Annotated in this window: 17 protein-coding genes; 12 read left to right on the forward strand and 5 right to left on the reverse strand. The window is 55.3% G+C overall.

The features are described from left to right. Positions 1–41: 41 nt before the first annotated feature. On the reverse strand, positions 42–1,085 hold the full coding sequence (locus NBV64_RS10075) for a Fe(3+) ABC transporter substrate-binding protein (RefSeq protein WP_009453937.1): 1,044 nt from the start codon (positions 1,083–1,085) through the stop codon (positions 42–44). 308 nt (positions 1,086–1,393) lie between these two features. Here NBV64_RS10075 and NBV64_RS10080 point away from each other — a divergent pair, with 308 nt between their 5' ends. The 6 genes from NBV64_RS10080 (at position 1,394) to NBV64_RS10105 (ending at position 7,868) form a co-directional block, all read left to right on the forward strand. Beyond that, the gene (locus NBV64_RS10080) at positions 1,394–2,170 is read left to right on the forward strand and encodes a ferredoxin--NADP reductase (protein WP_250755680.1); all 777 of its coding nucleotides are present in this window, start codon (positions 1,394–1,396) and stop codon (positions 2,168–2,170) included. 73 nt (positions 2,171–2,243) lie between these two features. Next, positions 2,244–2,630: a Rid family detoxifying hydrolase gene (locus NBV64_RS10085; protein ID WP_009453941.1), complete on the forward strand. Its 387-nt coding sequence runs from the start codon at positions 2,244–2,246 to the stop codon at positions 2,628–2,630. A gap of 12 nt (positions 2,631–2,642) precedes the next feature. After that, positions 2,643–4,724 (forward strand): ATP-dependent DNA helicase RecG, encoded by a 2,082-nt coding sequence (recG, locus tag NBV64_RS10090; protein WP_203144637.1) that lies wholly within the window; start codon positions 2,643–2,645, stop codon positions 4,722–4,724. A gap of 37 nt (positions 4,725–4,761) precedes the next feature. Continuing rightward, entirely contained in the window at positions 4,762–5,727 is a 966-nt protein-coding gene (locus NBV64_RS10095) for a LysR substrate-binding domain-containing protein (protein ID WP_009453943.1), read from the forward strand. Positions 5,728–6,119: 392 nt separating this feature from the next. Further along, complete coding sequence (locus NBV64_RS10100; protein WP_026482584.1) at positions 6,120–6,587, forward strand: Dps family protein; 468 nt, start codon at positions 6,120–6,122, stop codon at positions 6,585–6,587. 156 nt (positions 6,588–6,743) lie between these two features. Further along, complete coding sequence (locus tag NBV64_RS10105) at positions 6,744–7,868, forward strand: branched-chain amino acid ABC transporter substrate-binding protein (RefSeq protein WP_026482583.1); 1,125 nt, start codon at positions 6,744–6,746, stop codon at positions 7,866–7,868. Positions 7,869–7,956: 88 nt separating this feature from the next. On the opposite strand, the gene NBV64_RS10110 is transcribed toward NBV64_RS10105, so the two are convergent. From NBV64_RS10110 to ugpB, 4 genes are all read right to left on the reverse strand, one after another. Beyond that, a complete protein-coding gene (locus NBV64_RS10110; RefSeq protein ID WP_021446598.1) occupies positions 7,957–9,042 on the reverse strand; it encodes a sn-glycerol-3-phosphate import ATP-binding protein UgpC in 1,086 nt (361 codons plus the stop codon). Between the two features lie 20 nt (positions 9,043–9,062). Continuing rightward, positions 9,063–9,905 (reverse strand): sn-glycerol-3-phosphate ABC transporter permease UgpE, encoded by an 843-nt coding sequence (gene ugpE / locus NBV64_RS10115; protein ID WP_021446597.1) that lies wholly within the window; start codon positions 9,903–9,905, stop codon positions 9,063–9,065. A 21-nt stretch (positions 9,906–9,926) separates the two neighbouring features. Beyond that, a complete protein-coding gene (gene ugpA, locus NBV64_RS10120) occupies positions 9,927–10,811 on the reverse strand; it encodes a sn-glycerol-3-phosphate ABC transporter permease UgpA (protein WP_009453951.1) in 885 nt (294 codons plus the stop codon). A gap of 180 nt (positions 10,812–10,991) precedes the next feature. After that, complete coding sequence (gene ugpB, locus NBV64_RS10125; RefSeq protein WP_250755681.1) at positions 10,992–12,299, reverse strand: sn-glycerol-3-phosphate ABC transporter substrate-binding protein UgpB; 1,308 nt, start codon at positions 12,297–12,299, stop codon at positions 10,992–10,994. 166 nt (positions 12,300–12,465) lie between these two features. Between ugpB and proC the strand changes: the two genes are divergently transcribed. The 6 genes from proC (at position 12,466) to NBV64_RS10155 (ending at position 18,493) form a co-directional block, all read left to right on the forward strand. Then, the gene (proC, locus tag NBV64_RS10130; RefSeq protein ID WP_021446596.1) at positions 12,466–13,317 is read left to right on the forward strand and encodes a pyrroline-5-carboxylate reductase; all 852 of its coding nucleotides are present in this window, start codon (positions 12,466–12,468) and stop codon (positions 13,315–13,317) included. A gap of 334 nt (positions 13,318–13,651) precedes the next feature. Beyond that, positions 13,652–14,773: a high-affinity branched-chain amino acid ABC transporter substrate-binding protein gene (locus NBV64_RS10135; RefSeq protein WP_035271556.1), complete on the forward strand. Its 1,122-nt coding sequence runs from the start codon at positions 13,652–13,654 to the stop codon at positions 14,771–14,773. Positions 14,774–14,877: 104 nt separating this feature from the next. Then, a complete protein-coding gene (gene livH, locus NBV64_RS10140) occupies positions 14,878–15,807 on the forward strand; it encodes a high-affinity branched-chain amino acid ABC transporter permease LivH (protein ID WP_009453959.1) in 930 nt (309 codons plus the stop codon). Beyond that, positions 15,807–17,030, forward strand: coding sequence for a high-affinity branched-chain amino acid ABC transporter permease LivM (livM, locus tag NBV64_RS10145; RefSeq protein WP_250755683.1), 1,224 nt, complete (start codon positions 15,807–15,809; stop codon positions 17,028–17,030). The genes livH and livM overlap by 1 nt, the downstream gene beginning before the upstream one ends. Beyond that, positions 17,027–17,791 (forward strand): high-affinity branched-chain amino acid ABC transporter ATP-binding protein LivG, encoded by a 765-nt coding sequence (gene livG, locus NBV64_RS10150; RefSeq protein ID WP_009453965.1) that lies wholly within the window; start codon positions 17,027–17,029, stop codon positions 17,789–17,791. Before livM ends, livG begins: the two co-directional genes overlap by 4 nt. Then, complete coding sequence (locus NBV64_RS10155; protein WP_009453966.1) at positions 17,792–18,493, forward strand: ABC transporter ATP-binding protein; 702 nt, start codon at positions 17,792–17,794, stop codon at positions 18,491–18,493. It abuts the gene before it with no gap. Positions 18,494–18,688 lie beyond the last annotated feature (195 nt).

Here is an 18,688-nt window from a genome sequence, read left to right on the forward strand (position 1 = left end):
TTTCTCAAAGCTGGCGGTCGTAGAAAAAGAGTAGGGCGATTTTAGTTGTCGAAGCCAACTTTATCTACCAGCTCGCTGGCTTGTTTGCGATGTTTGGCGATTTCAGTCAATGGCAACGGATCAATCGTCATGGGGCCGAAGCTGGCCACCACGGGGTCCAGCTCAACACCGGCGCGCACGGGGTATTCGTAGTTGGCCTTGGCATACAGGCTCTGGGCTTTCTCGGAAACCAGGTACTCCAGCAGTTTGACAGCGTTGTCCTTATTAGGAGCGTGCTTGGCCACAGCGGCACCGGAAATATTCACATGTGTGCCACCGCCCTTGGTATCAGCAAAGGTTGGACGCACCACATTGATGGCTTCGCCCCATTTGTAGGCATCGCTACCAGGCTCGGCGTTTTTCATGCGGCCCACGTAGTAGGCGTTGGCAATACCCACATCACAAATGCCGCCCAGAATGTCGCGCGCTACGTCACGGTCACCACCGGCAGCCTTGCGGCCCAGGTTGTCTTTCACGCCACGCAGCCATTGTTCCGTCGCTTCTGCACCATTATGCGCAATCATGGCAGCCACCAAGGCTGTGTTATAGGGGTGCTGGCCGGAGCGAATACACACCTTGCCTTTCCATTTAGGATCGGCGAAATCTTCGTAGTGAATGCTCTTTACATCCACGTCTTTAGCCACATAGGCCACGCGATCGCGCAAGGACAGGGAGTACCACTGTTTGTCGGCACCGCGCAAATTGGCGGGAATGGCGCCGTCCAGAGTGGCGGACTCAACGGGCTGAGTAATTCCGGCTTCCACCAGATCCAGCAGATTACCGATGTCCACCGTCATCAGAATGTCGGCAGGGGACTTGTCGCCTTCGGTTTTCACGCGCTCGATCAGGCCATCTTTCACAAACACGGTATTGACCTTCACGCCTGTGTCTTTGCTGAAGGTTTCCAGCAGGGGAGTAATCAGGCCAGGTTCGCGAGTGGTGTAGAGGTTGACTTCGCCAGAGGCAAAAGCCGCCATCGACATAGTGCCCATAGCGGACAGAAGCAAAGCTTGGGTCAGGGCACGGCTACGAAGAGTAAAGCGCATTATCAACACTCCAAAACAGGCGTAAATAGCGTAAAAATCGGCTGTAAGCCAGAAAATGTGAATGATTATCAAACGTATGCAGGAACTAGGCAAGAGCTATTTGAATGTGGGCCCGTTTCCAGGCTGGAAATCGTCGTACTATCTGTGCCAAAGCAGGAGAATGGCGACTCATGGAACTTAATGGTAAGTCCTGATTGCGATCAAATCGTATTGGTGAATCAGCATGGATTTACCTGGGGAACTCGGTACAATGGACAAATATTTGCTTACTGATCCGGGCAATGTTGCCCCTCTATACGACAACTAACATGGCAGCTTTCAATACCGAACAAGTGCTCAGCGTCCACCACTGGAACGACACCCTGTTCTCATTTACCACCACCCGCGACGCCGCCCTGCGTTTTCATAATGGGCACTTTGTAATGATCGGTCTGGAAGTCGATGGCAAGCCGCTGATGCGCGCTTACAGTATCGCCAGCGCCAACTACGAAGAAAATCTGGAATTTCTCAGCATCAAGGTACAGGACGGTCCATTGACCTCGCGCCTGCAACACCTGAAAGAAGGCGACACCATTCTGGTCAGCCGCAAACCCGTTGGTACGCTGGTAATTGACGACCTGCGCGCAGGCCGCAATCTGTTCCTGTTTGGCACCGGCACCGGTCTGGCTCCTTTCATGAGCATCATCAAGGACCCCGACACCTACGAGCGTTTTGAAAAGGTGGTACTGGTTCACGGCGTGCGTTTTGTCAGCGAACTGGCGTACTCGGATTTCATCCAGAATGAATTGCCGCAGAACGAATACTTTGGTGAAGTGGTACGCGAAAAACTGCTGTATTACCCCACTGTCACCCGCGAAGAGTTCCGCAATACCGGCCGCATTACCGACCTGATCGAGACCGGCAAGCTGTGCGAAGACCTGGGCATTTCTCAACTGGATCCCGCTCAGGATCGCGCCATGTTGTGCGGCAGCCCCGCCATGCTGACCGATATCAGCGCCATGCTCGATAAACGCGGTTTTGAAGTGTCGCCCGGTGTAGGTCAACCCGGTGACTACGTGATTGAACGCGCCTTCGTGGAAAAATAATCACGCCAAGATCTGTTAATTTTAGCTATAGGCGCTTAAACTCTGATAGTACAACACTCATCAGAGGTTTCTTATGACTAAGCAAGTTGTCTTCACCGATGCCGCTCCGGCTGCCGTAGGCCCATACTCTCAGGCCATTATTGCTTCGGGTGGCAAGACAGTATTTCTGTCTGGCCAAATCGGTCTGGAGCCTGCCACAGGCGAACTGGTATCTGAAAATTTTGAAGGTCAGGTACGTCAGGCATTTGCCAACCTGGAAGCTGTGGTCAAAGAAGCTGGCGCTAGCCTGAGCGACATCGTCAAACTGACTTTGTTTTTGACAGATCTGTCCCGATTTGCCAGCGCCAACGCCATCATGGCCGAACTGATTCCCCAGCCTTTCCCCGCACGCTCCACCATCGGTGTGGCCAGCTTGCCCAAAGGCGCTCAGTTCGAGGTCGAGGCTATCCTCAATTTCTAAAGACGTATTGCCATGACCGCAGGTCGGCCTGCGCCTCAGGCCAAACGGGCTGCGCCACGCAAGGCGCTCAGTCTGGACCAGAAGTTTGAAAAGCTCGGCCTACGAGAGCCTGCCGACTTCGTGGTCCATCTTCCTTTGCGCTACGAGGACGAGACTCAGGTCGAGCCCATCGCCCATCTCTACCCTGGCAAGATGGCGCAAATTGAAGGGCGTATTCTTAGTACGGATGTTCAGGCTCGTCCCCGTGCGCAGCTCCATGCTCGTATTGCCGACGAAAGTGGCGAGCTGGCCTTGCGCTGGCTGCACTTTTATCCCAGCCAGCTCAAGCAGCTGCAAGGGGATTTGCCCCTGCGAGTACGCGGCGAAGTGCGCCAGGGCTTTCATGGCCTGGAAATGGTGCACCCCAAAGTCACCAAAGCCGGCCAACCCCTGGCCCGCGCCTTGACCCCTGTTTACCCCACGACTGATGGCTTGAGCCAGGTACAGCTGCGCAAAGCCATTGCCGATGCGCTCAATAATGCGGACCTGCGCGACACCCTGCCTGAAGAAGTTCGTAGCGAATATGGCCTGATGCCGTTTAACGAGGCTATCCGGCTTTTGCATTACCCACCGCCCGAGCTCAGCTACGACGATTTGTTCGAACACGGCCATCCGGCCTGGAGCCGCATCAAGTTTGATGAATTGCTGGCTCAGCAATTGTCTCTGGCGCAGGCTCGTGCTGCGCGTCAGGCTCAACGTGCCAAGCCTATGCGTGAAGGCAATAGTGATCTGGCTAAAGCCTTGCTGGCTTCGTTGCCCTTCAAGTTAACGGCCGCTCAGAAACGCTGCATCAAGGAAATCAGCGCGGACATGAAGCGCTCGTATCCCATGCACCGGCTGTTGCAGGGAGATGTAGGCAGCGGCAAAACCATTGTATCGGCCATTGCCGCCGTGCAAGCCATTGCCAGCGGTTTTCAGGTGGCTCTGATGGCACCCACCGAAATTCTGGCCGAGCAGCACTATCTGAAGATGCGCGCCTGGCTGGAGCCGTTGGGCGTCGAGCTGGCCTGGTTAAGCGGCAGTTTGGGCGTCAAGGCCAAACGTTTGGCTTATGAAGCCATCAGCTCCGGACAGGCCAGACTGGCCATCGGCACCCAGGCCCTGATTCAGGACAATGTGCAATTTCAGCAATTAGGATTGGTGATTCTGGATGAGCAACACCGCTTTGGTGTTGGCCAGCGTCTGGAGCTGAACCGTAAAGGGGATGCGCAAGACAAGAAAGGTCAGGCTTATTTGCCGCATCAGCTCAATATGAGTGCCACACCTATCCCTCGTACCTTGGCCATGGCTTTTTTCGCGGATCTGGATGTCTCCGCGATTGACGAGTTGCCCCCAGGTCGCAGTCCCATCATTACAAAGCTGGCCGCCGATAATCGCCGTGATGAAATCATGGCGCGCGTCCGGGCTGAAGTTGCCCAAGGTAGACAAGCCTATTGGGTCTGCCCCTTGGTCGAGGAAAGTGAAGCCCTGCAATTGCAAACCGCCGTCGATACCCATGCTGCTCTGGAGCAAGCCTTGGCCCCCTTGCGGGTAGGGCTGATTCATGGCCGCTTGTCTTCCTCGGAGAAAGCCGAGGTCATGGAAGCGTTCCGTAGCGGCAATCTGGACGTGCTGGTGGCGACCACTGTCATTGAAGTCGGTGTAGACGTGCCCAACGCTTCTTTAATGATTATTGAACACGCCGAGCGCTTCGGCCTGGCCCAGCTGCACCAGTTGCGCGGCCGGGTAGGGCGGGGGCAGATTCAGTCCGTCTGCGTCTTGCTGTATCAGGCACCGCTGTCGGCCATTGCCCGCCTGCGCTTGCGCGCCATGTATGAAACCACCGATGGCTTTGAAATTGCCCGCCGCGACCTGGAACAACGCGGCCCGGGCGAGTTCATGGGCATGCGCCAATCCGGGCAGGCAGGCTTGCGTTTTGCCAGCCTGGAGTCCGATGAAGATTTGATCGAGCAGGCCCAAACATTGGCCAGCACCTTTCGCCGTGATTATCCAGACCACGCTCACCACCATTTACAGCGCTGGATGAAGGGCCGGGAAGAATTACTCCGTAGTTAACCCAAGGTCTTAATGCTGTTTTGCACAAGGAATTGTCATGACATTGACCGAGCTGAAATACATCGTTGCCGTAGCACGCGAGCGTCATTTTGGACGTGCTGCCGAAGCCTGCTTTGTGAGCCAACCGACGCTGTCGGTGGCCATCAAGAAGTTGGAAGACGAATTAGGCGTGGTCATCTTCGAGCGTGGCGGGCCCGAAGTGGCTATTACTCCCATCGGGCTGCGCATTGTCACCCAGGCACAGAAAGTCCTGGAAGAGGGTGCCAACCTGCGCGAGATTGCCCGCCAGGGCCACGATCCTTTGGCAGGCCCTTTGCGCGTTGGCATTATTTACACCGTGGCACCGTACCTGCTGCCCAAGCTCGTTCCCAAGCAAATCGAGCTGACCCCGCAAATGCCACTTTTATTGCAAGAAAACTTTACCGTGCGTCTGCTGGAATTGCTGCGCCAAGGTGAGATTGATTGCGCCATTGTGGCCCTGCCTTTGCCTGAAACAGGCTTGGTTATCCGCGAGCTGTACGACGAGCCTTTTGTGGTGGCCATGCCCCATGAACACGCCTGGGCCAAGCGCAAGGAAATTGATCCCGAACAGCTGAAAGATCAGACCATGCTGCTGCTGGGTGCCGGCCATTGTTTCCGCGACCAGGTGCTGGATGTTTGCCCGGAACTATCGCGCTTTTCAGCGTCCAGTGAAGGCATACAGCGCACCTTTGAAGGCTCTTCACTGGAAACCATCCGTCATATGGTGGCCACAGGCATCGGTCTGACTGTCCTGCCTGCCAGCTCTCTGACAGCCCCCGGCCAGGCCAACGAACTGCTGGCCTATGTCCCCTTCAAAAAACCCATTCCAGATCGTCGCATTGCCTTGGTCTGGCGCAAAAGTTTTCCACGTACGTCGGCCATTGACGCCTTGACCCGTGGGATCATGGAAAGTGGCTTGGCTGGGGTCAACTACTTAAAAGTCGAATACAACAGCAATTTCCCGTATCCTGAACTAGCGTAAATCGCACACCTACTGCGTGTTATTCTGCTTCAGTACCTATTTAGCCCTCTGTTCAACAGGAGTCCACTATGGCAAAAGCCGTGAAAGCAGTCAGTAAAACCGCCAAGGTCAGCAAGGCCGAAGAAGCCCCGAACACTGATACCAAGGTCGCAGTTGCAGCCGATGTAAAGGCTGAACCAAAACCGGCAGCCGCCAAGGCCCCCGCCAAAAAAGTGACCGCTAAAAAGGCCGTCGCCAAAAAGCCTGCCACCGCAGCCAAAGCTCCCGCCAAGGCGGCTGCTAAACCTGCGGCCAAGCCAGCTGCCAAACCAGCCGCTGCTCGCAAGCCTGCCGCAACCACGCCGGTTGCCGCCGCCAAACCCGCTGCTCCTGCCAGCGCCGCCAGCAGCGCTCTGAAAATTGATATCGGTATTTCGACGGCAGACCGTGCTGCTGTAGTTAAAGAGTTGTCCAAGGTACTGGCCGACTCCTACACCGTGTACCTGATGACGCACAACTTCCACTGGAACGTCACCGGCCCTATGTTCAAGACTCTGCATGAGCTGTTCATGACGCAGTACACCGAACTGTGGCAAGCCCTGGATGACATCGCCGAGCGTATCCGCGCCCTGGGTCACTACGCCCCTGGTACCTATGCCGAATTCCAGAAGCTGTCCTCCATCACCCAGCCCGCTTCCGTGCCGGATGCTACCACCATGATCGAACTGCTGGTCAAAGGTAACGAAGCGCTGGCTCGTACTGCACGCACCGCTTTTGACCGTGCCGACTCGGCCGACGACCAGCCTACCGCTGACTTGTTGACCCAGCGTCTGGACGTGCACGAGAAAAATGCATGGATGCTGCGTAGCCTGCTGCAGTAATTTCCATCTTATCGCCCTCAAATAGCGATAAAAAAAGGCCACCAAACGGTGGCCTTTCCTATTCCCCCTATAGAAAACCCTGAATTCAGGCGTCAGGCAGGCATAAAGCCCTGTTATCGGTGTATGCTTTCCTGCATATTCACGGAGGTGTTTTCTATGAAAATTCGTTTCACTCCTGTTGCAGCGGCCATGAGCCTGGCAACGGGTCTGCTCTTGTCCGGTGCTGCTCACGCTGACAACATCCGTATTGCACTGGCCGGTCCTTTCACAGGCTCGGTTACCCAATACGGTGACATGGTCAAACAAGGCGTCGATACGGCCATTGAACAGATCAATGCTGCCGGTGGCGTTCTGGGCAAACAGCTCGAACTGGTCACTGTTGACGATGCCTGCGAACCCAAGCAAGGTCCCGTCGCAGCCAACCGTATCGTGAATGACAAGATCCACTATGTTGTCGGTCACGTTTGTTCGGGCGCTACCATCGCGGCCACCGATATCTACAACAACGAAGGCGTGTTGATGGTGACTCCATCGGCAACAGCACCTGCTGTTACCGACGGCAAAGGCTACGAAATGATCCTGCGCACCATTGGTCGCGACGATCAGCAAGGTCCAGCCGCTGCCAAGTTCATCCTGGAACAGATCAAGCCCACTAAAGTTGCCGTCCTGCACGACAAACAGTCCTACGGCCAAGGTATTGCCGCTTCGGTTCGTTCCGAACTGCAAAAAGCCGGTACCGAAGTTGCCCTGTTTGAAGGCATTAACGCGGGGGACAGCGATTACTCCGCCGTCATCACCAAGCTGAAATCCACCGGCGTGGACTTCGTGTACTTTGGTGGCTACCACCCTGAAATGGGCCTGCTGCTGCGTCAAGCCGCCGAGCAAGGCGTAAAAGTCCACTTCATGGGACCGGAAGGCGTGGGTAACCCCGACATTAACGCCATTGCCGGCAAAGCCGTTGAAGGCATGTTGCTGACCTTGCCTGCGGACTTCTCGCAAGATCCGGACAACCAGGCCATCGTCCAGGCTTTCAAGGACAAGAAGCGCGATCCTAGCGGTGCGTTCCAGCTGTCCGCTTACGCCGCAACTATTGCGATTGCCGAAGGCATCAAGGGCGCTGGCGAGGACGATCCAGTCAAAGTGGCCGATTACCTGCACGCCAACAGCGTGAAAACGCCTATCGGTCAAATCAGCTGGAACAAGCAGGGCGACCTGAACGACTTCAAATTTGACGTCTTCAGCTGGCACGCTGACGGTTCCAAGACCGTCTACGGCAAGTAATCCCTGATTCTTGCTCGTAAAAAAACCGGCCTTCGGGCCGGTTTTTTATTATGTATCGCCTTGGAGCACCTTGTTTCAGGCAGGCTGCTCAGGCCTCGATACGCAAACCCGTATCGCGGTCGAACCAATGCAAAGGGTGGGGTGGCATGTAGCCAATCTGGATAGCCTCGCCAATTTGAATTGGATATTCGCGAGTCTGCTCAATCGGGCAGCGCACGATGATGCGATAGTCGCCACAACCCAGATGCAGCAACTGCTCGGAACCCAGAATTTCCACCATTTCCACCTGCGTAGTCACACCGGGCACATGCAGCTGGATGTGTTCTGGTCGTATGCCCAGGAACACCTTGCGGCCACGCACCGCAGCGGGCACCATTTCCGGGCCAAACTGCACAGGCTGACCATTGTCTTGCGTGATCTGACCTTGTGCATCCACCTCTACTGGCAACAAGTTCATGGGCGGTGAACCAATGAAAGTGGCCACAAAAACGGAAGCAGGCTTTTCGAATACCTCGGCGGGTGTCCCGATTTGCTCAGGCATGCCCTGATTCATCACAATCATGCGCTCGGCCAAGGTCATGGCTTCAATTTGATCGTGAGTCACATACAGGCTGGTGGTTTTCAGGCGACGATGCAGTTTCTGAATTTCCAGACGCATCTGCACTCGCAGCTTGGCATCCAGATTGGACAGGGGCTCGTCAAACAGAAACACCTTGGGTTCACGCACAATCGCACGGCCCATCGCAACACGCTGACGCTGGCCCCCCGACAGTTGCCCTGGACGACGTTCCAGCAGGGCACCCAATTCCAAGATCGCAGCGGCGGCATTGACCCTTTGCTTGATTTCATCCTTGGAAAACTTACGGATTTTCAAGCCATACGCCATATTGTCAAAGACTGACATATGGGGGTAGAGCGCGTAGTTCTGGAACACCATGGCAATGTCACGTTCAGCCGGTTCCAGATCATTGACGACCTTGCCGTCGATCAGCACCTGACCTGCCGTGACAGATTCCAGCCCCGCCACCATACGCATCAGGGTCGATTTACCGCATCCAGAGGGGCCCACAATCACCACGAACTCGCCATCCTTCACGTCCACATCAATGCCGTGAATAACGACCGTCCCGTTCGGGTAGGTTTTCTTGACGCCTTCAAATCGTAAGCTAGCCATTCAATAAAGCCTGTAGAGAATTACTTTTCAGAGTCGATGAGACCTTTGACGAACCACTTTTGCATCAGCATCACCACCAGGGCAGGCGGGATCATGGCCAAAAGGGCCGTGGCCATCACCACGTTCCACTCGGTCACGCTGTCACCACCGGAAATCATGCGCCGGATACCGACCACGATCGGGTACATATCCTCTTTGGTGGTAATGATCAGCGGCCACAAATACTGGTTCCAGCCGTAGATAAACTGAATCACAAACAAAGCGGCAATGCTGGTCTTGGACAAGGGCAGCAGAACATCTTTAAAAAACCGCATCGGGCCGGCACCATCAATACGGGCGGCCTCGATCAATTCATCGGGCACCGTCAGAAAGAACTGACGAAACAGGAAGGTCGCGGTTGCTGAAGCGATCAAGGGCAGGATCAGGCCCCCATAGCTGTCCAGCAACTGCAGGTCCGCCACGACCTTGTACGTGGGCATAATGCGCACTTCCACCGGCAGCATCAGGGTGACGAAAATCATCCAGAAAAACAGCATGCGGAACGGGAAGCGGAAATACACCACGGCAAAGGCCGAGAGCATGGAAATAATGATCTTGCCAACCGCGATGCCCAGCGCCATCACCATGCTGACCAGCAACATGCGTCCCACTGGTGGGGAGTTGGTGGCCGTCCCCTGCAAAGCGGTGATGTAGTTCTCTACCATGTGCGAGCCCGGCCAGAGCGACATGGGCGCACGGGCCACTTCCGCGCTGGTCTGGGTGGAAGCCACAAACGTGATGTACAGGGGCAGAGCAATCACGATCACACCCAGGATCAGGGTCAGATGCGTGAAAAAATCAAGAATAGGGCGTCGTTCAACCATGACTATGTTCCTTGCTGCGCATCAGCTGTACGTCACTTTGCGATCAATATAGCGGAACTGAATCACCGTCAGCGCCACAACCACCGCCATCAGCACCACAGACTGGGCTGCCGAAGAACCAATATCCAGGCCACGGAACCCCGTGTTGTAGACCCGGTAAACCAGAATCGAGGTGGCTTCACCCGGCCCGCCCTGACTGACCACGTCAATAATGGCGAAGGTGTCAAAGAAGGCATAAATAATGTTCACGACCAGCAGGAAGAAAGTCGTCGGGGCCAGCAAAGGAAACACAATGCCCCAGAAACGGCGCATGGGACCGGCACCATCCATGGCGGCCGCTTCAATCAGGGAGCGCGGGATGGCTTGCAGGCCAGCCAGGAAAAACAGAAAGTTGTAGGAGATCTGCTTCCAGACCGAAGCAATCACCACCAGCAACATGGCGTCATTGCCATTCAAGCGTGGATTCCACTGAATGCCATGCTCCAGCAGGAACACGGCCACAATCCCTACAGAGGGGGAGAACAGGAACAACCACAACACCCCGGCCACCGCCGTTGCCACGGCATAAGGCCAGATCAGCAAGCTGCGATACAGCAGCGCGCCTCGTATCACTCTATTCGCCATCACGGCCAGAACCAAAGCCACGACCAGGCCCAACACTGACACGGCAAGCGAAAATACCGCCGTCGTCTTGAACGAGGCCATATATTCTGCACTATTGAACAGCTCGGCAAAGTTATCCAGGCCTACAAACTGCGAAGACAGGCCAAAGGGGTCTTCCAAATGAAAAGCCTGCCACAGCGCTTGACCGGCAGGCAGAAAAAAGAAGATCAGAGTAATGGCTAGCTGCGGAGCAAGTAGCAAATAGGGCAGTGTCTTATGACGAAAGACGACACGTTTTTCCATAGGTTTGCGCGCAATGGGAAGGGAGCGCCACCATCAGGGTGGACAGACTTCTAATGAAACGAAAAGCGTATGAGCGGCTTGGACAAGATGGTGACAGTTTGCCGGCCTGAGGCCAAGACAAGACGCCGTCCGCACACTCATACGCTCGATTGTAAACCACCCGCGCAAGGCGGGCAGGGCTTACTTCACGCTCTTTTCAAAGCGCTCCAGCAGTTCGTTGCCACGACTTTGCATGGCTTTCAAACCTTCTTCAGGGGTGACTTTGCCAGCAAAAATCTGTTCCATCACACCGTCTTCGATGTCACGAATCTGCGGCAAGGAACCCAGGCGAATACCACGCGAGTTCTCGGTGGTGCTGGCGTCCAGCTGTTTGACGGCAACGTCTGCGCCCACGTTCTTGGCGTAGAAATCGGAGTCCTTGGTCTTTTCAAAGCCTGCTTTGGTCACAGGCACATAGCCGGTGTCCTGGTGCCAGGCCGCCGCTTGGTCAGGGCTGGAGATAAAGTGGAAGAATTCGGTCACGCCCTTGTAGACATCATCCGATTTCTTGGCAAAGACCCACAGGGAAGCACCACCAATAATGGAGTTCTGAGGCGCGCCCTGTACATCGCTGTAATAGGGCAGGCTGCTGGTGCCAAATTCAAATTCGCCGGTTTTGATGATGTTGGCGCGGTTACCGCTGGAGCCGGTAAACATGCCGCACTTGCCGCTGGTAAACAGGGCGTTGGCCGTATCACCACGACCGCCGTAGGAGAAGGAACCATCCTTGGACATATTTGCCAGGAAAGTCATGTGCTTCAGGAACAGTGGGTTATCCAGCTGCAGCCGAGCGCTGGGGCCGCCAAAACCGTTGTTCTCGCTGGCAAAGGGGATGTTGTGCCAGGCGGCAAAGTTCTCCAGCAGAATCCAGGAGGGCCAGGAAGAGGTATAGCCACACTCTTGGCCGGACTCACGCAGTTTCTTGGCGGCTTCGTGCAGCTCCTGCCAGGTCTTGGGTGGCTTCTCGGCATCCAGGCCAGCTTTCTTGAAGGCGTCCTTGTTGTAGTACAGCACCGGGGTGGAGCTGTTAAAAGGCATGGAAATCAGCTTGCCTTCGTTGGAGGAGTAGTAACCGGCAACCGCACCCAGAAAGTCATCCGGGTTGATAGGTTTGCCCGCTTTCTCCGACATTTCCTGAACTGGCTGAATGGCGCCCTTGGCGGCCATCATGGTGGCAGTACCCACCTCGAATACTTGCAAAATATCAGGGGCATTACCGGCACGGAAAGCGGCGACACCGGCGTTCATGGACTCGCCATAGTTGCCTTTATACGAGGCTTTAACCTGGTAGTCCGACTGAGATGCGTTAAAGTCTTTGACTAATGCATTAACCCGTTCGCCCAAGGCTCCTTCCATTGAATGCCAGAACTGAATTTCTGTGGCCGCTTGCGCAGTGCCGATAGAAGCAATCAGACCGGCTAGAGACAGAGCAAATAGTTTTGTTCGCATCAGGCTTTCTCCTGTATAAAAGGTGCCGCTAAGGTGTAGCAGGTTTTAAAACTCAAGCTTATGACTTGTTTATGACGCTCTCGTGAATGTATCCATGACAGCGTTATATAAGCAATGACTAATTACCCTCAAACGCTAAGAAAACGTGTCAGAGGACAGATTTTTAATGGGAGCGATGATGAATCCACACGATACCTCTTTTAAGCTGGCGTTTATCGGCGCGGGCAATATGGCCAGTGCCTTGGCGGCTGGTTTAATTGGGAAACGCTGCGGCGGCTCGGACGTTTTGGCGATTGATATTTACCCGCCCGCCCTGGAGTCGTGGGCCCAGCAAGGTGTACAAACCGCGTATGAACCCGGCCCGGCCTTGTCCAAGCAGCGTATCTGGGTTTTTGCCGTCAAGCCCCAGGTCATGAAAGAAACCGTGCTGGCCTGCAAACCCTATCTGCAAGGGGACACCCTGGTGATCAGCGTGGCCGCTGGCATTCCGGCAACTGCTCTGGCCCAATGGCTGGGCGAACCCGGCCAGCCGTACCAGCGTGTAATCCGCTGTATGCCCAATACCCCGGCCTTTATTGGTTGTGGCATTACCGGCCTGATGGCCCTGGAACAGGTAGATGAAAGCGATAAAGCCATTGCGCAGCAATTGTTGAAATCCGTGGGGGAAGTGGTCTGGGTTGAAAATGATGCCGCCATTGATGCCGTCACGGCGGTTTCAGGCAGTGGTCCAGCTTACGTGTTTTTGTTTATCGAAGCTTTGATCAAAGCCGGTATCGAGCAAGGTTTGTCGCCAGAACAGGCCCGCCAGCTGTCCCTGGCAACGCTGCACGGCGCCACCCAGTTGGCCACCTTGTCGCCAGAAGAACCTTCGGTCTTGCGCGAGCGCGTCACCTCCAAAGGGGGGACTACGGCAGCCGCCCTGAATGTCTTTAACGAAGGCGGCTTTACACCACTGGTCCAAAAAGCAGTCAATGCTGCCAAAGTGCGTGCCGGAGAGCTGGCCCAAGAGTTTTCCTGATCCCCGGATTACTCCCTATAGCATCGTCAAAAATTGATATAGCGCAATAAAAAAGCAGTAAAACAAAAAGCAGGGGAGTTCTCAAGAGAGCTCCTCTTTTCTTTTATAAACAAGGCTTTTAGTATGCGAGCGTGTTTTGGAAACACCCTGTTAACAATGCCTCGTTATTTTCAAAATAAATAAGCAGGGCGCTAGGGCTTATACGAAGTGACAAGTTTTAGGCAGCTACCCCAAAATGGGTTCCCCTGGAGCATAACAATGCCTATCCAGACCCCAGAATAAGCACTTTCTAAAAAGCAATGCCGGGAACCCCCGGCCTCGGGAGACAGCTGCTATGACCCTTACTCGACGCTTTACCCCCGCTCTGACCGCCTTGGCCACCGTACTGGCCATGGGCACCGCCTATGCGGCGGACACCATCAAAATTGGTATCCCTCAACCCATGACTGGTCCCTCCACCCAATATGGTGACCAAATCCAGGCCGGTGCATTGACCGCAATTGACGCGATTAACGCAGCAGGGGGTGTCAAAGGCAAAAAGCTGGAAGCCGTCCTGATTGACGATGCGTGCGAACCCAAACAGGCGGTGCCTGCAGCCAACCGTGTGGTCAACTCCGGCGCGAAATTCGCCGTGGCCCACGCGTGCTCGGGAACCACGGTGCCTGCCGTGAACATTTACGAGCAGGAAGGCATTGTGGCGATTACTCCCGGTGCGACCTCGCCTCTGGTCACCGACACTATCAAGCCCCATTACTTTTTCCGCACCATTGGTCGTGACGACCAGCAAGGCCCCTTTGCGGCCGACTACATTGCTGACGTCCTCAAGCCCAAGAGCATTGCCGTCCTGCACGACAAGCAGACTTACGGCTCCGGTGTTGCCACGCAAGTGCGTGACGCGCTCAAGAAAAAGAACATGAACATTGTCATGTACGAGGGCATTAACGTCGGTGACAGCGATTACTCGGCCGTAATCACCAAGCTCAAGGGCGTGAACCCCGATCTGATTTATTTCGGTGGTTACCATGCCGAGCTGGGCCTGCTGCTGCGTCAGGCGCGTGAACAAGGCATGACCAACACCTTCATGGGTCCGGAAGGCGTTGCCAACCGCGACCTGGTCGCCATTGCCGGTCCGGCAGTGGAAGGTTTGCTGGTGACCTTGCCAACCGACTTCACCAAGATGCCGGCCAACAAGGACGTGATGGAGAACTTCAGCAAATACAAGCGCAATCCTAACGGGGCCTTTACCTTCCCGGCCTACGCGGCGGTACAAATTATTGCTGACACGATCAATGCGGTAGGCGAAGATTCGGCCAAGGGAGCCGACTACATGCACGCTAATGCGTTCAATACCGCCATTGGCAAGGTAGAATACGACGCCAAGGGTGATTTGAAGCATTTCGAATTTGCCGTTTTCAAGTGGGATAAAGAAGGTAACTTTGATCTAGTTGAGAAATAAGACTGGATTATGTGCCCCCGCTCTTTACGAAGAACGGGGGCATTGCTTTTGGATGCCCACAAAGCCTTAGAACAAAACGACGGACTCAACGGAAAAAAACAAGCATGTCTGATTTACTCCCTCAGATCGTGCAGCAGCTGTTCAATGGATTATCCTTGGGCGCTATTTATGCACTGATCGCCATCGGCTACACAATGGTCTATGGCATTATCGGAATGATTAACTTTGCCCACGGCGAGATCTACATGATCGGTGCCTATGTCGGGCTGGTAACCCTGACTGCGATTGGCGTAGGCTCGGGTCTGCCTATCTGGCTGATCATTCTTATCATGTTGCTGGTTGCCATCCTGGTAACCGCGGTTTACGGCTATGCGATTGAAAAAGTTGCCTATGCGCCGCTGCGTGGCAGCCCTCGGCTGGTCCCGCTGATCTCGGCCATTGGTATGTCAATTTTCTTGCAGAACTGGGTTGCCCTGGGCCAGGGCGCACGCGATATGGCAGTGCCCACATTGCTGTCCGGCTCCTTTCAGTTCAGCCTGGGCGCAGACGGCTTTACCGTCACGGCGCCTTACTCACGCGTCATGATCATTGTCGTGACCGTGGTGCTGATGATCATGCTCAGCCTCTACATCAAGTACTCGCGTCTGGGTCGCGCCTCGCGTGCATGTTCACAAGACTTGCGCATGGCCAACCTGCTGGGTATCGACACCAATAAAATCATCTCCTTTACCTTTGTCATCGGCGCCATGCTGGCTGCCGTGGGCGGCGTGCTGATTGCCACCGCCATTGGCAAGCTGAACCCCTTCATCGGCTTTATTGCCGGTATCAAGGCCTTTACGGCAGCCGTGCTGGGCGGTATTGGCAGCATCCCTGGCGCCATGCTGGGCGGTGTCCTGCTGGGTCTGGCAGAAACCTTTGCCGCTGCCTTTATTTCGTCGCAGTACAAGGACATCGTGGCCTTTTTACTGTTGGTCTTTATCCTGCTGTTCCGCCCAACGGGCCTGCTGGGTAAACCCGAGGTGGAGAAAGTCTGATGATGAACCGCTTTAGCAATGCATTTATCGCCGCTGTCTTGGCAGGCATTATTGTGGCTCCCGTCTTTGGCCTGCAAATTGTGCGCGCCGGGATGAACACCCATCTGGAAAGCGATTGGCAGATCATTCTGATCGGTATGGCACTGGTCTTTGTGGTCCAGCTGATCCGTCCTAACGTCAATCGCACCAAGATACGTGAAAGCCGCTGGACGCTGCCCAAACTGAGCATGCAGCACAAGAAGATCCTGCTGTACATCGTGATCGCTTGTGCCGTGGTCTGGCCCTTTTTTGGTGGTCGTGCTCAGGTGGATATTGCCACCTTGGTGCTGATCTACATCATGCTGGGCCTGGGGCTGAATATCGTGGTGGGCTTTGCCGGCCTGCTGGACCTGGGTTTTGTGGGCTTTTACGCCGTGGGTGCCTACACCTACGCCTTGCTCTATCACTACGCAGGCTGGGGCTTCTGGGAAGCACTGCCATTAGCGGGTGGTATGGCGGCCCTGTTCGGCTTCCTGCTGGGTTTCCCCGTGCTGCGCTTGCGCGGCGACTATCTGGCTATCGTCACCCTGGGTTTTGGTGAAATCATTCGCCTCTTGCTCATCAATATGTATGACCTGACCGGGGGCCCGGACGGTATCTCCGGTATCCCCAAGCCAACCGTATTCGGTTTCCCCATGGCACGCCGTGCGCCAGAAGGGCAGACCACCTTCCACGACCTGATGGACTGGACCTTCAGCAATCAGGACGTGGTGGTGTATCTGTATTTGATGGCCCTGGCGCTGGCCCTGATCACCTTGCTGGTGTCCAGCCGTGTGGTGCGCATGCCTATTGGTCGTGCCTGGGAAGCCCTGCGCGAGGACGAGATTGCTTGCCGTTCGCTGGGTCTGAACCCCACTTCCATCAAACTGTCCGCCTTTACCATGGGTGCCATGTTTGCCGGTTTTGGTGGTGCTTTCTTTGCCGCCCGTCAGGGTCTGGTCAACCCGGAGTCCTTCACCTTTATTGAATCCGCCTTGATCCTGGCCATCGTGGTGCTGGGTGGTATGGGTTCACAAATCGGCGTCATTCTGGCGGCCATTGTGCTGACTGTGGTCCCTGAACTGGCCCGAGAGTTTGCGGAGTATCGGATGTTGATTTTTGGTCTGGTCATGGTGGCCATGATGGTTTGGCGTCCACAGGGCCTGCTGCCTGTGCAACGTCCTCATGTGGAGTTGCGTACATGAGCCCATTACTCCGAGTATCCGATCTGTCGATGCGTTTTGGTGGCTTGCTGGCGGTGGATTCCGTCAGCTTCGATGTGGCTAAAGACGAAGTGTTTGCCATCATCGGCCCCAACGGCGCCGGGAAAACGACGGTATTTAACTGCGTAGGCGGCTTTTACAAGCCCACCTCCGGTTCCGTCACCCTGGAAGACCAGCCCATCCACGGCCTGTCCAGCCACAAAGTGGCACAAAAAGGCCTGGTACGTACCTTCCAGAACGTGCGCCTGTTCAAGAAGCTGACGGTGCTGGAGAACCTGCTGGTCGCCCAGCACAGCCAGCTCAAGGCCGGCTTTTTGTCCGGTCTGCTGAACCTGTCACGCTACAAGCAGTCCGAAAAGGAAGCTAAAGAGCGTGCGGTGACATGGCTGGACTTCATGGGCCTGACCGATCTGGCCAACCGTGAAGCGGGCAATCTGGCCTACGGCCACCAGCGCCGCCTGGAAATTGCACGTTGCATGATCACCCAGCCGCGCTTGCTGATGCTGGACGAACCTGCGGCGGGCCTGAATCCCCAAGAGAAACGTGATCTGCAAGCCTTGATCGACCAACTGCGCCGCGAATTTGGCGTGGCCGTCCTGCTGATCGAGCACGATATGAGCCTGGTTATGGGCGTATCAGACCGGATCCTGGTTATGGAATATGGCAAACCCATTGCCACCGGCCTGCCTGAAGAAGTGCGCAATGATCCGCGCGTCATCAAAGCCTATCTGGGGGAAGAATAAGTGCTTAAGCTGGACTCCGTATCTACCCATTACGGCGCTATTCAGGCGCTGGATCAAGTTAGCGTGGACGTGAATCAGGGCGAGATCGTCACCCTGATTGGCGCGAACGGCGCTGGCAAAACCACCTTGCTCATGACCGTTTGCGGCTCGCCCCGAGCCAGCTCGGGAAGCATCAGCTTCATGGGCGAGGATATCACCCACGCCGACACGCACCGCATCATGCGCAAAGGCATCGCCATCTCTCCCGAAGGCCGTCGCGTCTTTCCAGACCTGACCGTGTCGGAAAACCTGAAGATGGGTGGTTTCTTTCTGAACCGCAGCGAGATCGACGAAGGAGAGGAACACGTCTACAAACTGTTCCCCCGCCTGAAAGAACGCGCTGCGCAACGAGCAGGAACCATGTCAGGTGGTGAGCAGCAAATGCTGGCTATCGGTCGTGCACTGATGAGCAAACCGTCCTTGCTGCTGCTGGACGAACCTACGCTGGGCCTAGCCCCGCTGATCATTGCGCAGATCTTTGACATCATCCGTACCATTCGAGATGAAGGCGTGACGGTGTTTCTGGTAGAGCAGAACGCCAACAAGGCCCTGCAAGTCGCAGACCGTGGCTATGTGCTGGAAACCGGCAAGGTAGTGATGCAGGATACCGGCGCCAATCTGCTGGCGAATCCGGATATTCGGAAGGCGTATCTGGGGGCTTAGACAGCCAGCGAATGCAGCCTCAAAGCGGTAGAGCGTCATCGATTTAAAGCACCGCTTTAATTTACGTGCTTGAAAAAAAACCTGAATCGCAGCTTTTGCTGGATTCAGGTTTTTTTTTCGGGTGACAAGTCAACACAAGGCCATCCGCACCAGAACTAAAAGCTATCGATATGCTTGCCGTACGCTTCAGGGGAG

This window comes from Alcaligenes sp. DN25 (assembly GCF_023674485.1).
GTDB lineage: Bacteria > Pseudomonadota > Gammaproteobacteria > Burkholderiales > Burkholderiaceae_B > Alcaligenes > Alcaligenes phenolicus.